This is a genomic window from Streptomyces sp. MMG1121, from assembly GCF_001280015.1.
Taxonomy (GTDB): domain Bacteria; phylum Actinomycetota; class Actinomycetes; order Streptomycetales; family Streptomycetaceae; genus Streptomyces.
This window is the reverse complement of sequence record NZ_LGDV01000051.1, coordinates 68,421-81,616: the sequence shown is the minus strand read 5'-3', so window position 1 is coordinate 81,616 and position 13,196 is coordinate 68,421. Positions and strand designations below refer to the sequence as shown.

Sequence of the window (13,196 nt, the reverse complement as noted above, 5' to 3'; positions counted from 1 at the left end):
GTCCGCAGATCGTTATCGGACCGTCGAGTTGCCGGGACCTTCTCCCCCACTTCCCTGCCCTCAGCCCCTTCCCAAGACATCGGAGGTGTCTGGAAGCAATGACCCCCGGAGCCATTGACAGGTGCACGATGCATCCCTACGTTCCCCGATACACCCGATGTTTCGATGATCCGTCAGGTTTGGAGAGCGACGATGACCTCGCAGCCGGAGAAGCGCTCGCCAGTTGCCCGCAGATCCGTGCTCGGCACCGCACTGGGCGGGGCGGCCATGGCGGCGCTCCCCGGAACGGCCCACGCCGGCACGTCAGCCGACTCAGCGCGGTCCGCTCCGTCCGCGGGCGCGGGACGCCCCTGGAGACTGCGCGACACCATGACCACCGACGGCTCCTGGCAGCGTTTCCTGGGCGGCCAGGACCTGTTGTGGAAGAAACTGCCGACCCTCTGGTACGAGGGCCCGTTCCTCGGGGACGGACTGCTCGGCAGCATGGTCTATCAGGAACCCGGGGCCAACCGGATCCGCTTCACCGTCCAGCACGGCCGCGTCCAGGACCACCGACCCGAGTTCGGCAGCACATGGGGCACCTGCCGCCTGCCGGTCGGCCACCTCACCCTCGATCCGGTCGGCACGATCACCGCCGTCGACTGGCGGCTGAGCCTGTTCGACGCCGAGCTGACCGGCACCGTCACCACGACCGCCGGCACGCTCACCCTCCGCGCCCACATCCACGACGAGGTCTTCGCCGCCCGCGTCACGGCCTTTGGCGGTGAGCAGGTCACCTGGACGTTCCATCCCGAGGAGGCGCTGAGCCCCCGGCACATCAGCGAAGCCCCGCCCTCGGGCTACACCGCCAACCCGGCCTGGACGACGCGGACCACCGCCGACGGCACCGAGCAGGTGCTCCAGCCGCTGACCGGCGGCGGCCAGACCGCGACGGCGTACCGCCGCACCGGCGACGACCTCCTGCTCAGCGTCGGACACAGCTTCCCGTCCCACACCGCCGCCGAGGCCGACTCGCTGCGGAGCCTGCGGCGCGCGTCGTCGTACGCCGGGCTCAGACGGCGGCACACCCGCTGGTGGCACGCGTTCTACCGCAAGAGCTTCGTGTCGTTCCCCGACCAGCGGCTGCAGAGCTTCCACTGGATCCAGCTCTACAAGGTCGCCTCGGCCAGCCGCGCGGGCGGGCCCGTCATGGCCACCCCCGGGCCATGGCTGGAGCCCACCCCCTGGCCGGCCGTCTGGTGGAACCTCAACGTCCAGCTGGAGTACTGGCTGATCCATGGCTTCAATCACCCGGAGCTCGACGCGCTCGCCACGACGCTGCGGCAGAACCAGGAGCAGCTCGCCGCCAACGTGCCCACCGCCTACCGCACGGACAGCTCCGGCATCGGCCGCAGTTCCGACATGTTCGGCGACCGCGAGGTGGGACAACCGGGCACCGGTGCCGAGACCGGCGACCTCACCTGGGCGCTGCACAACGTGTGGCTGTCGTACCGGCACTCCATGGACAAGGCGCTGCTGCGCGACACCATCTACCCGGTGCTGCGCCGGGCCGTCACCTACTACCTGCACTTCCTCACACCGGGCAGCGACGGCAAGCTCCATCTGCCGAGCACGCTCTCGCCCGAGTACCCCGTGGTGCCGCCGCAGGACACCAACTACGATCTGGCCCTGATCCGCTGGGGCTGCCAGACCCTCGTCGAGTCGGCCCAACTCCTCGGCGTCGAGGACGAGTTGACTCCGCGCTGGCAGGAGGTGCTGGCCAGGCTCACGCCGTATCCGGTCGACGACAACGGCTTCATGATCGGCGCCGACACCCCCTACGCCCAGTCCCACCGGCACTACTCGCATCTGCTGATGGTGTATCCGCTGTATCTCGTCAACTGGGACCAGCCGACAAGCCGTGACCTGATCACCAGGTCGGTGGCCCACTGGCACGCGCTGACCGGCGCCCACCGGGGCTACAGCTACACCGGTGCCGCCTCGATGTACGCGATGACCGGCGACGGCGACACCGCGATCACCTATCTGCGGAAGTTCTTCGACCCCACCACCCGTTTCCCCTGCCGCGCCAACACGCACTACACCGAGGCGGGCCCGGTCATCGAGACGCCGCTGTCCGCCTCGCAGTCCCTGCACGACATGTTCTGCCAGAGCTGGGGCGGCGTCGTCCGCGTCTTCCCTGCCGTCCCGACCGCCTGGGCGGATGTGACCCTGCACGACTTCCGTACGCAGGGTGCCTTCCTGGTCAGCGCCGTCCGCACGGCGGGGGTCACCCGGTTCGTCCGGGTCAGGAGCCTGGCGGGCGAGCCGCTCAGGCTCCGGCACGGTCTGAGCGGGACCCTCACGGCGGTACTGGACGACGGCACGCCGGCGCACAGCAGGGACCTGGGCGACGGCACCCTCGCCATCGACCTGCCCAGGGGCCGCGAGGTGCTCGTCCACTCCGGTTCCCGGCCCGACCTCGTCATCGCGCCCGTCGCCGTAAGCGAGCCCGGCCCGGCGTGGGGGCTGCCGTAGCGATGCCACCCCGGCACCGGCCGCTGGCTGGTCGAGACGATCCGGGACGGCACGGGCGGCCTCGTCCAGGACCGGCAGGTGCTGCGCGACGGCGACACGCTCGGCGCCGGCGTCGCGGCCGACGGCGGCTTCGCGGCCATCGCCCGCCCGTGGCATCCGGGCCTGCGCGCCTGCTGTCGCTGAGCAGTCGGGGGTGCGGGCCGGCACCGGCCCGCACCCGGACGAGCGACGGGCCGTATCCCCGCCCCACCGCGGGTACGGCCCCCTCGTCCGCCCCCTCGTGCGACCTCCCGAGGCCACAACTCCCCTTCCCCGTCTAGCCCCCCGAAGCCACAGCCTTCAGTTCGTCCAGTGACTCCCGCGTCAGCTCGGCCAGCTCGCGTTCCTCGCCCGCGACGATCCAGCGCTCGAAGGCGACCTTGAAGACGGCGACGCCCGCCTCGGCGGCCAGGCTCGCCGTCGGTTCCGCCACACCTCGGCCGCGCAGGGTGTCGGCGAGTGCCGCCGACAGCGAGGCGAGCTTGATCAGTTCGCGTTCCAGGAGTTCCGCGTTGGCCGTGATCACGGCATGGCGCGTGCGGGCGAAGGGGCGCCGGCCCGTGAACATCTCGGCGGCGGCGTACAGACCGAGCGCCAGCGCTTCGATCGGCGCCGCGGACTCGGGGGCGTCCGTGACCGCGCGCACGAACAGGTCCTCCAGCTCACGGGCGCCGGCGAACAGCACCTCGCGCTTGTCGGCGTAGTGCCGGAAGAAGGTCCGCTCCGTGAGCCCGGCCCTCTTGGCGATCTCCGCCACGGTGGTCTGCTCGTACCCGCGCTCGCCGTACAGCTCAAGTGCGGCCGTCGCGAGGCGTCCGCGCGCGTCCGGCGTCCATCTGCCCATGCGCCGATCCTACGTGATGACAGCTCCTGACATCAGGTGTACCGTCTATGACAGTCACTGACATCGACTTTCTGGGGCTTCCCATGCGTATCTTCGTGACCGGCGCCTCCGGCTGGATCGGTTCCGCCGTCGTTCCCGAACTCATCGACGCCGGACACCGGGTCCTCGGGCTCGCCCGCTCCGACGCCTCCGCCACCGCGCTCGCCGAGGCCGGCGCCGAGGTGGTGCGCGGCACCGTCGACGACCTCGACGTGCTGCGCGAGGCGGCCGCCGCCTCGGACGGGGTCATCCACCTCGCCTTCAAGCACGACATCGCCTTCTCCGGCGACTTCCAGGGCGCCGCCGAGGCCGACCGCCGTGCCGTGGACACCTTCGGCGAGGCGCTCGCCGGCACCGACCGCCCCTTCGTCCTCGCCTCCGGCGTGGCCGGTCTCGCGCCCGGCAGGCTCGCGACCGAACGGGACATGCCGACGGTCGACGGCTCGCCGCTGTCGGTCCGGGCGGCCACCTCCCTGGCGGTGCTCGATCTCGCCTCGCACGACATCCGCTCGTCCGTGGTGCGGCTCTCGCCGACCTGCCACGGCGACGGGGACAACGGATTCATGGCCGCCCTGGTCGCCGTCGCCCGCGACAAGGGCGTCTCGGGGTACGTCGGCGACGGCACCAACCGCTGGCCGGCCGTCCACCGCTTCGACGCCGCCCGCCTGTTCCGCCTCGCGGTCGAGAAGGCACCCGCCGGCTCGGTCCTGCACGGTGCCGCCGAGGAGGGCGTCGCCCTCCGCGAGGTCGCCGAGGTGATCGGCCGCCACCTCGGCGTGCCGGCGACGTCGGTGGCCCCCGAGGCGGCGGCCGAGCACTTCGGCTGGCTGGGCGGTTTCGTCGGTTTCGACGCCCCGGTGTCGAGCGCCCTCACCCGTGACCCGCTGGACTGGCAGCCGACCCACCCCGGCCTCCTGGACGATCTCGACAAGGGCCACTACTTCCACACCCCGGCCACCGCCGGCTGACCGAACCCCCAACGGTTGGAGGGGCGCGGGAGAACGGGCGCCCGCGCCGCTCCGACCGGCACCACCGCCGTCCACGCTCGCCGGCCCGGACCTCTGATCAGGCCGTTCCCGGGGTCCGCGACCGAAGGCAGGTGACCGGCCCACGTATCCTCACCTCCGGGGGAAGCGACTCGGGGAGGCGGGGGATGGAGTTCCGGCTGCTCGTCGCGTGGCGGTGATCACCGAGAGGGGTGATGTGGCCCCCGGTCCGGCCAAGCGCTCCAGCCTCCTGGCCATGCTGCTGCGGCCCCACACCACCGTGGGCGTGGACCAGTTGGCGGCCGCCCTGTGGGAGGACGAGCCGCCCACCCGTTTCAAGACGGTCCTGCCGGGACACGTCTCCCGGTCGCGCGCCCTCCTCGCCGAGCAGGGCGCGCAGGAGTACGGCGTCGAACTCACCACCCAGGGCCCGGCGTACGAGCTGCGGATGCCCGAGTCCCTGGTCGACGCCCACCGCTTCGGGGAACTGGTCGCGCTCTCCCGGGCACAGCGCCGGCCCGTCGACACCGTACGGATGCTGCGGGACGCCCTGGCCTGTTGGCGGAGGCCCGCCGACCAGCTCCGCGGGGCGACCCCCGGTCGGCCGACGCGGCAGGGTTCACCGAGGGCTCGGAACGGGCGGCGGAACTGCTGTCGCGACTGGCGGCGGGACGGTAGCGGTGCGGATCGCCCTGGGCGGAGCGCACGAGGACGACAAGGTCGTCAGCCGGTTCAGCGTGAACCTCTTCGCCGCCGACTGGACCGGCCGAGGGCAGCGTCCTCGTGTCCGCTCCGGCCGGCGCTCCCGCCGTCGACGAGGCCGCCGCGAAGACCGCCTACTGGACGTACGAACTGCGCAACGGCGCTGACGGGTTCTGAGCCCGGCCGGACCTGCCCGCGACCAGGGCGGTCCAGCCCTCCGGACGAGGCGTGGCCCCCGTACGTCGGGCGGCCGACTCAGCCGAGCCGTCCAGGAGTGGGGTCCAGCAGGACCAGGTAGGTGTCGAGGCGCGTCGCCGCACGGAGCATGGCCAGGCCCTGCGCGGTGAGTCTGCGTCGCCAGGCCTCCAGGGACGCGACCAGTGCGTCCGTGCCGCCGGCGGTCCGGATCTGCTGGACGACCGTGGCGATGTGGTCCAGCGGATAGCCCCCGCGCCGGAGCAGGTGTGCCAGCTCGGCGTCGCGGATGTCGGCGGCGTCGAAGACGCGGTATCCGGTGACGGGGTCCCGGCCGGGGGCGAGGATGCCGGCCTCCTCCCAGTTGCGCACGGTCGCCGGGGTGACGCCGAGTCGGTGCGCGAGGTCGCCGACGGTCCGGGCGCCGGCATCGGGTGCGGGGTGCGGTGCGGGCAGCACAGCGGCGCCGGATTCCGCCGTCAGGTGATCCACCGCCGTACGCACCGCGTCGAGCGTGTCCCGGTCGCGGAGCGACCGACTGTGGCCGCGGTCGATGATCGCGAGGGCCTCGTCGAGCGCGTCCCGGTGGAGTGCGTTCATGATCTGGCCGGCGACCGCGTAGCCGTACGCCGGGACGAGCGCGAGATAGGCGCGGAGCGCGGCCGCGTGCACCTCGGTGTAGATCCGGTAGCCGCTCGGGGTGCGTTCGGCGGGCGGGATGCACCCGTCCCGCTCGTAGTTGCGGACGGCCTGGGTCGAGATGCCGTGCTCACGCGCGAGGTCGGTAGGTCGCATGGTGCTCACCGGTTGAGACTTTACAGCAGGTGTCCGAACGGACACGAGAGCAGGATTCGCCCAAAGCCTCAACCGTTCTTTCAAGGATACGCTTGAGGCTCATGACTCAGGACATCCGAGACTTCGTCACCCCGCCGTGCGACCTGCTGGCACTGGGCGAGCCGACACACCAGGAGCCGGCCTTCGGGCGGGTCCGCAACGAGCTGTTCGCCCAACTGGTCGAGCGCGGCTTCCGGTCCATCGCCCTCGAGACCGACCGCGTGGCCGCACTCGCCGTGGACGACCACGTCCGGGAGGGGGTGGGCAGCCTGGAGACGGTGCTCGGCGAAGGCTTCTCCCACGGCTTCGGGGCGCTGGACCCCAACAGGCGGCTGATCACCTGGATGCGGTCCTACAACCGGAACCGGCCGCCGCAGGGGCGCCTCGCCTTCCATGGCTTCGACACCCCGACGGAGACCTACAACGCGCCCAGCCCGCGCGGCTACCTCGAACACGCCCGCGCCTACCTGGACTTCGACATCGACGTCGCCGACCTCGCCGGCGACGACGAACGGTGGAGCCGCACGGAGGCGGTCATGGACCCCGCCAGGTCCCCCGGTGCCACGGCGGAGGCCGAGAAACTGCGACTGATCGGGGACGACATGCTCACCTCGCTCTACGTCCGCGCACCCGAACTGATCAAGGCCACCTCACGCGAGCAGTGGTTCAGGGCCAGGACACACCTGACGGCCGGCCTGGGCCTGCTGCGCTACCACCGGCAGGCGGCGCGGCCTCTCGAACCCGGCCCCCGGGTCACCGGGCTGCTCGCCGTCCGGGACGCCCTCATGGCCCGGAACCTCCTGGACATCCGGGACATCGAGGCGGAGCGGGGTCCCACCCTGGTCTTCTCGGCCAACCTCCATCTGCAGCGCAATCTGAGCAGCTGGCGCCAAGGTGACCTGGGGGCCGACTGGTGGGGCGCCGGTTCCGTCGTGGCACCTCTGCTCGGCGAGCGGTATCGCTTCGTCGCGGGCAGCCTGGGCCGCAGCGAGGCCCTGGGCCTGCGGGATCCCGGCCCGGACACCTACGAGGGTCTTCTCCAGGCCCGCTTCCCCCGCTGGGGTCTGGCAGCGGCCGGCACGGTCGCCCCCGCCCGCACCCGGACCGACAGCACCGCACGGCAGGGCTACTTCCCGCTCGACCGGGAGACGCTCGACACGGCCGACGCGGTCCTGCACATCGGCGACGCCTCGGCTGCCGGGCACCCCTGACACCCGCTCGGGCCCGTACGGTGGGTCCGTGACCGGCGAGACTGATCTGCGCACCCTGCTCAGCGGCATGCGCCCCGAGCTGAACCCGGGCCGCTATGTCTTCACCGTGGCGCAGGGCGGTGTGCCGTCCGGTGTGACCCCGGTGGTGACGGTCGCCGAGCAGGAGGGCCTCACCCTCGTGGTGCCGCAGGCGCAGGCCGACGCGGCGGGGCTGGCGTACGACTATGTCGCCGGATGGATCACCTTGCGCGTGCATTCCGCGCTGGCCGCGGTCGGCCTGACCGCCGCCGTCTCGCGCGCCCTCGCCGACGCGGACCTGAGCTGCAACGTCGTCGCGGGCTTCCACCACGACCACCTCTTCGTGCCGTACGAGCACGCCGAGCGGGCGGTGGGGGTTCTCGGGCGGCTCGCACATGACACCCCCTGAGCCGCGGCGCCCTTCAGGCGCGGCTCAGCGCAGCCCGAGACAGGGCAGCCAGGTCCGCGGAGCGTCCTGTGCCGCGGTGAGCAGGGCACACAGCGAGCCCGCCGCTCCGCCGAGGAGCCCCATGGTCTCGGCGCCGAGACCGTGCAGTTCGGGCAGGCGCTCCAGCAGCCGGCCGAGCAGGCGTGTCTTCAGCTCGGTCGCTGCCGGCAGGCGGGCGTGGTGGTCGAAGGCGTCGGCCACGGCCAGCACGCCCGCGGCGCCGTGGCACAGGGCCAGGGTGTCGGTCGGGCGGTCGCCGAAGAGGTGGAAGGTCTCGTCGTGGTGTTCGGCGAGCGTGGCGAAGGCTCCGGCCGCCCAGTCGGCGGCCTCCTGGTCGCCGAGCGCGTCCGCCGCGTCCCACAGCGCCCAGGACACGCCCGGTGTCCCGTAGCACCAGGCCTGGCGGGCCCGTGGTCCGGTGGGCGGCGGCCCGTCGAGTCCGGCACCGTCCCAGGTGCGGATGGAGCGGGCGTCGTCGAAGGACTGTCGCCGCAGCCATCGGGTGGCGTGGCGCAGGGCGCGGGTCAGGTCGGGGCGGGGGCCCAGATGGCGGACCGCGGCGGTGAGCGCGGCGACGACCCCGGCCGTACCGTGCCCCATACCGGTGTTGACGCGTCCGTCCAGCCAGTCGAGATACGGATGGCCGGCATAACCCGCCGTCCGCAACCTCGGCAGCTCGTCCGCGTCGCACAGCGCGGCCAGATGATCGGCGAACGGGCCGAGTTCGGCGGGCGTCGGCCGGGCGCCCGCACACAGCGCGAGCAGCATGCCGGAGGGCCCGACGATCAAGTCGTAGTCGGCGAAGGCGACATGGTCACGCCGCCAGCCCCGTTTCGGCGTGGTGCACACCAGTCGGTCGCGCAGCCGGTCGGCGGCGACGTGCAGCCGAGGGTGCAGCCGGGCGCCCAGGCGCAGGCCCACCAGGGTGCCGGCCAGCCCGCCGTCGTACAGGCCGGGATGGCCTCGGCCCTGCCCGGCGGTGCGGGCCCACACGGCCACCGCGCGGACCGCCGCACCGGCACTCACCGGCTCCCCCACCTCGTGCAACAGGGCCGCCAGGGCGGGGATTCCGGGGTCGGACGGGGCCTCGGCGGACGTTCCCCCGTCGCACGCCCTGGTGGACCAGGCGTCCAGGAGCCGGACCGCGAGTGAGGTGACGGCGGTGCCGGTGTGCTCGGCCTTGTGGGTGCCGTGCGGCATGGCATCTCCTCCTGTGGTGCGGGGCTGTGGCCCGAGGGCCGGCCGGCGCCCCGCCCGGGCGGGATCGGAAGGGGCCGGGCGGGGCGGCCGGTCGGGCGGGAGGATTACCGGCGGACCATCAGCAGATCACGCCGCTGCAGACCACTGCCGTGTCACAGACGATGACCGTGCACACACCGCTGCACCCGGAGCTGTCGGCCTCCGGCGTCGGCAGGGTGCTCTCGGTGATCCGGGCCTCCAGGTCGCCGATGAGGGTGTCGAGGTCGGAGAGTTGCATCGTTTCGGGCATTGCTGTCCTCCTTCAGGGGACGGGTTGGGTGGTGGCCGCCCCGGGGACGGGCCGTCCGTTGGGGGCGGGCGCACCGGGGACGTCTGGTGTGCCGCACAGCGCGGCGGCGGCGAGCGCGGCGAGTTCCTCGGCGCTGTGGTCGTACGGAAGTCTCACGAGCAGTTGGGCGGCCACGGCCGCACCCTGATGCAGGGGGTCGCGCAGCAGGAGCTGCCCGGGCGCGGGGAGCATCTCCTCCACCAGGAGTTCCGGGCCGGGTTGATGTGCGCAGATCCGCTCCAGCAGGGGCGGGGCGGTCAGCGCCTCGAAGTCCACGGGCACCGGTTTCGCCTGGGGCACGGCCCGTACGAACGCGAACCGGGGCAGCCCGGCCGAGTGCCGAAGGGCGGCGAGCACGCGCGCCTTGGTCAGGTCGCTGTCGCCGGGCCGCCACAGCCGGGCTCGCGGCACCCGCCACACGGCGGGACTGACGACCAGTTCCCCGCCGACGGTCACCCGGGGCAGGCGCTCGGCACCGGGAATCGCCCCGGCCGGGCCGTCCAGCCGGATCACTCGCGAGGCGGCGGGGTGAGCGGCGGCCATCAGCAGCCGCACCAGGACGTCGTACGGGGGCAGCGGGGAACGGGTGGCGTGATGGACGGGCAGCACGCGCCGCCCCTCGGCCTCGGCGATCACCTGCGAGCCGGCCCGGCGGAGTGTGATCCGGTCCAGCGGCAGATACCGGGCGGCCGCCCCGGCCGGCCCCTGGTACGGCGCGGGGTCCGGATCGCCGGTCCACCACTCGGTGATGACGGGACGCCGTACGGCGTTGGCGGCGCGCTCGGCCAGCGGGGGCACCAGCAGTTCGACGAACCGCGCGCCGGTCAGCCGCTCCACTCCGGCGAGGAAGGCACGGTAGGCGTCGGGGCTCTCGTAGGTGCCGTACAGGGTGTGCAGGGCGTCGGCGAACCGGGCGTCGAGGATGCCCGCGGGAGAGGCCGTCTCCAGCACGGCGACCGGTCCGGGGCCGGGCTGCGGACGTAACAGGCAGTCCAGCGGCCAGGGCGGCAGCGCGGTCCGGGGCGGTGGCGCGCCGAGGGCGTCCAGCAGGCCGTCGTCCAGGTCCACCTGTTCCGCACCGGTGCGCGCGGCCAGGTGGGCCAGCAGCCGGGCGTAGCCGGAACCCGCGGTCTCGGCGGGGTGCCAGCCGGTGTACCGGCGCGTGGTCCGCGGCGGGGGTGGCGGGCAGGCACCGTCCGGCAGGTTGCGGGCGAGGATCTCGCCGAGGGGGCGCGGCCGTTCGTCGAGTGCCGCCGACTCCGGGGGCAGGGGGCGCGCGTCCGGCGACGGTGAGCGGTCCGCCTCCCGCAGCAGGACCACACGGGCGGCGATCCGCAGCCCCCGCTGCACCCGCTCGACCGCTGCTGCGGGCACCACGCCCGAGACGGTGCGGTACGAGTCGATGAACCAGGCGTCGGAATCGGCGGTCCGCGCGGCCGGGGCCGGGCCACGGTCCGCCATGGGGAGGGGAGAGCCGCGGTCGTATCCCGGTGAGGGCGTGGCCGCGGATCCCGCGGACCGGCCTTGGCTCGTCGGTACGGCGACCGCGGCGGGCGGGGCGGCGCGACGGCCGGCGTCGTGGGAGGCAGCCGGTGTCGGTACGGGCCGGGGCAGGGTGTCCCGCTCGCGCAAACCTGCTCCGCGGGTACCCACGCCGTGCTGCGGCGGCGCGGGGCCGCGCAGACCTGGAGTACGCCGAGTTCGACGAGGTGGGCGAGGAAGCCGCGCAACACGCCGGGGCCGGGGTCGGCTGCCCGGATCGCCGCCGTGCCGAGCAGCGCCGCCTCAATGTCACCCAACGTCCTTGGACCGTCGGCGAGTTGGGCGAGAACGGCGTCCAGCGGGCGGGTGCGCCGGAGTACGACCTGACGCATTCTGCCGCGCTCGCGCGGGTCGATCACCCAGCAGCGCAACACGCCCGTACCGGTGTCCGTGCCGTCGCCCGCGGGATCGAGGAAGTGCAGCGGTGCGGGGACGAGGAAGGTCGTGGGACCGGCTGCTCTGAGGTCCAGGGCGCCGAGCCGGCCGCGCAGCAGATGGACGTTCTCCACGGCCTCGGCGGCCAGCGCACCGAGCGCCGCGCCGGGCGGAATCAGCGGTGGGCGGGCGCCGTGCCCGCTCTCGTCACCCCGGGCCGCCGAGGCGACCGGCAGCGGGACGACCTGGCCGGCCCAGCCGCGCGGGGTCGTCTTCGCCGCGGCCCGGCCCAGCGCCCGCCACAGGTACGCCCCGCGTTTGCGCAGCCGTTGCCCGTGCCAGGACTCGCCCTCGGCAAGGCGCCGGACGATGTCCGCGGCCACCCCGGGTGCCGCCTCGTGCAGGAACGCCCGCAGGACCGGGGTGGCGCGCACCAGCGAGCAGCCCAGCTCTCCCACCCGCGCCCGCTCGGCCGTCACCGCCCGCTCCAGCTCGCCGAGGGCCTCGTCCGCCGACTCGGCGTCATGGCGCAGCCGGGCGGCCTCCTGGGCGAGGTCCCGGGCGGTGGGCAAGCCCTCCAGCAGCCGGCAGTCCGCCGGGCGCGGAGCGGCGCCGGCGTGCAGGCGCCGGCGCAGGGCGAGTACGGCGCGCCGGTCGGCGGCGGTCAGTTCGGGATGCGGTACGACGGTGAGGCCCAGTCGCTCGGCCAGCAGGCGGGAGCATGCGGCACGTCGTTCGCCGTCGCGCGCGTGCTCGGCGATACGGGCGAACAGTTCCGGGCTGCCCGCCGCCGCCCATGCCGCCAGGGGCATCCCGGCCACTCTCAGCAGTGCCGTACCGCCCAGCATCGGGTTGTCGCCCACATCAGGACCTCCCGTCGCCGGCGAGGGCATGGGTCAGCAGGCTCTGCCGGGCGAGGGTCAGCCGGCCGCGGTTCCAGTGGAAGACGACGTAGTAGGCCGCGGCACGGCGTGGGCCGACGACCGCGTCGCCGGACTCGAAGTACCCGGTGCGCCACCGCTCGGCGCTCCGGCGCACCGCGTCCGCGTGCGCCCCGGCCACCGACCGCCGCGCGTCGGGTAAGGGGTCCAGCAGTGCGCGGGGACCGGTGCGCCAGACGTCGAGGATTGCGGCGGCGGCACGGCGGGCGTCCTCGTCGAGGCCGGTGCCCAGCCTGCGCCCGGTGTCGTCGCGCACCACCTCCCACACCCCGCGGTGCTCCCAGCCGACGATGCCGAGCCCGTCGAGGAGTTCGCCCAGCAGGGCCAGGGACAAGCGCCAGTCCGCGAACGTGACGGGACCGGTCGTGGTGTGGTGGTCGAGCCAGGCGAGGGAGTCCGCCGTGAACAGTTCGTGCACGAGCCGCATCGACCGCGGCCCGCCGAAGAGGTACGTCTCCGGCTCGTATACCCCGCACACCGGCGGGGCGGTCTGCCCGTCGAGTTCGTGGAAGCGGCGCGTCAACTCCTCGCGCAGCACGACGTGTCCGGGCTCACGGGCCTCGAACCGGACGCGCAGGCCCGGTGACTTGTGCATGAAGAAGAAGGAACCCACCGTGCCCGAGGCGATCAGGTCGCGGGCCGTGTCCGCGATGCAGCGGTACGTCCGTTGCCAGGCCGAGGGACCGGGTGCGAGATTGACCTGGATCCAGCCGGTCTGCGGCACACCCACGCGCAGCGCGGACAGGCCGGCCGTCAGAAAGGTACGCCGGGCCGCCGCGTAGGCGGGTCCCTCGGGGACGACAGGAACCGTACCCAGAGACATGTCGCGCGCGTCCCGAAGACAATCGGCCAGCAAGTCTGCGACCTCCACCGTGGTCCTCCAGTCGGACGAATATCCGCTCCTGTCATCGGAATTCCACAATTACTCCCACCCGAAAAACGGACGGCAATTCTTCATATGATCAATGGGGTTGCGC

Annotated in this window: 10 protein-coding genes; 4 read left to right on the top strand and 6 right to left on the bottom strand. The window is 73.3% G+C overall.

Annotated elements, in window-relative coordinates; genetic code table 11:
• The first annotated feature begins 192 nt into the window (after positions 1 to 192).
• Positions 193 to 2,517 (top strand): glycosyl hydrolase family 95 catalytic domain-containing protein, encoded by a 2,325-nt coding sequence (locus ADK64_RS07070; RefSeq protein ID WP_199829509.1) that lies wholly within the window; start codon positions 193 to 195, stop codon positions 2,515 to 2,517.
• Between the two features lie 316 nt (positions 2,518 to 2,833).
• Here ADK64_RS07070 and ADK64_RS07065 read toward each other — a convergent pair whose 3' ends face one another.
• A complete protein-coding gene (locus ADK64_RS07065; protein ID WP_053656170.1) occupies positions 2,834 to 3,400 on the bottom strand; it encodes a TetR/AcrR family transcriptional regulator in 567 nt (188 codons plus the stop codon).
• An 83-nt stretch (positions 3,401 to 3,483) separates the two neighbouring features.
• On the opposite strand from ADK64_RS07065, the gene ADK64_RS07060 reads away from it, so the two are divergent.
• Positions 3,484 to 4,407, top strand: coding sequence for an SDR family oxidoreductase (locus tag ADK64_RS07060; protein ID WP_053656261.1), 924 nt, complete (start codon positions 3,484 to 3,486; stop codon positions 4,405 to 4,407).
• 975 nt (positions 4,408 to 5,382) lie between these two features.
• Here the strand turns inward: ADK64_RS07060 and ADK64_RS07050 are convergent.
• Entirely contained in the window at positions 5,383 to 6,117 is a 735-nt protein-coding gene (locus ADK64_RS07050) for a TioE family transcriptional regulator (protein WP_199829508.1), read from the bottom strand.
• A gap of 101 nt (positions 6,118 to 6,218) precedes the next feature.
• Between ADK64_RS07050 and ADK64_RS07045 the strand changes: the two genes are divergently transcribed.
• Both ADK64_RS07045 and ADK64_RS07040 read left to right on the top strand, forming a co-directional pair.
• Entirely contained in the window at positions 6,219 to 7,367 is a 1,149-nt protein-coding gene (locus tag ADK64_RS07045) for an erythromycin esterase family protein (RefSeq protein WP_053656164.1), read from the top strand.
• A gap of 28 nt (positions 7,368 to 7,395) precedes the next feature.
• Positions 7,396 to 7,794, top strand: coding sequence for an ACT domain-containing protein (locus ADK64_RS07040; protein WP_053656162.1), 399 nt, complete (start codon positions 7,396 to 7,398; stop codon positions 7,792 to 7,794).
• 24 nt (positions 7,795 to 7,818) lie between these two features.
• Here ADK64_RS07040 and ADK64_RS07035 read toward each other — a convergent pair whose 3' ends face one another.
• The 4 genes from ADK64_RS07035 to ADK64_RS07025 form a co-directional block, all read right to left on the bottom strand.
• A complete protein-coding gene (locus ADK64_RS07035) occupies positions 7,819 to 9,033 on the bottom strand; it encodes a lanthionine synthetase LanC family protein (protein ID WP_053656160.1) in 1,215 nt (404 codons plus the stop codon).
• A 118-nt stretch (positions 9,034 to 9,151) separates the two neighbouring features.
• Complete coding sequence (locus tag ADK64_RS46560; protein WP_199829507.1) at positions 9,152 to 9,322, bottom strand: hypothetical protein; 171 nt, start codon at positions 9,320 to 9,322, stop codon at positions 9,152 to 9,154.
• A 12-nt stretch (positions 9,323 to 9,334) separates the two neighbouring features.
• Positions 9,335 to 10,822 (bottom strand): lantibiotic dehydratase, encoded by a 1,488-nt coding sequence (locus tag ADK64_RS07030; protein ID WP_053656158.1) that lies wholly within the window; start codon positions 10,820 to 10,822, stop codon positions 9,335 to 9,337.
• A gap of 1,320 nt (positions 10,823 to 12,142) precedes the next feature.
• Complete coding sequence (locus ADK64_RS07025) at positions 12,143 to 13,042, bottom strand: thiopeptide-type bacteriocin biosynthesis protein (protein WP_053656156.1); 900 nt, start codon at positions 13,040 to 13,042, stop codon at positions 12,143 to 12,145.
• Positions 13,043 to 13,196 lie beyond the last annotated feature (154 nt).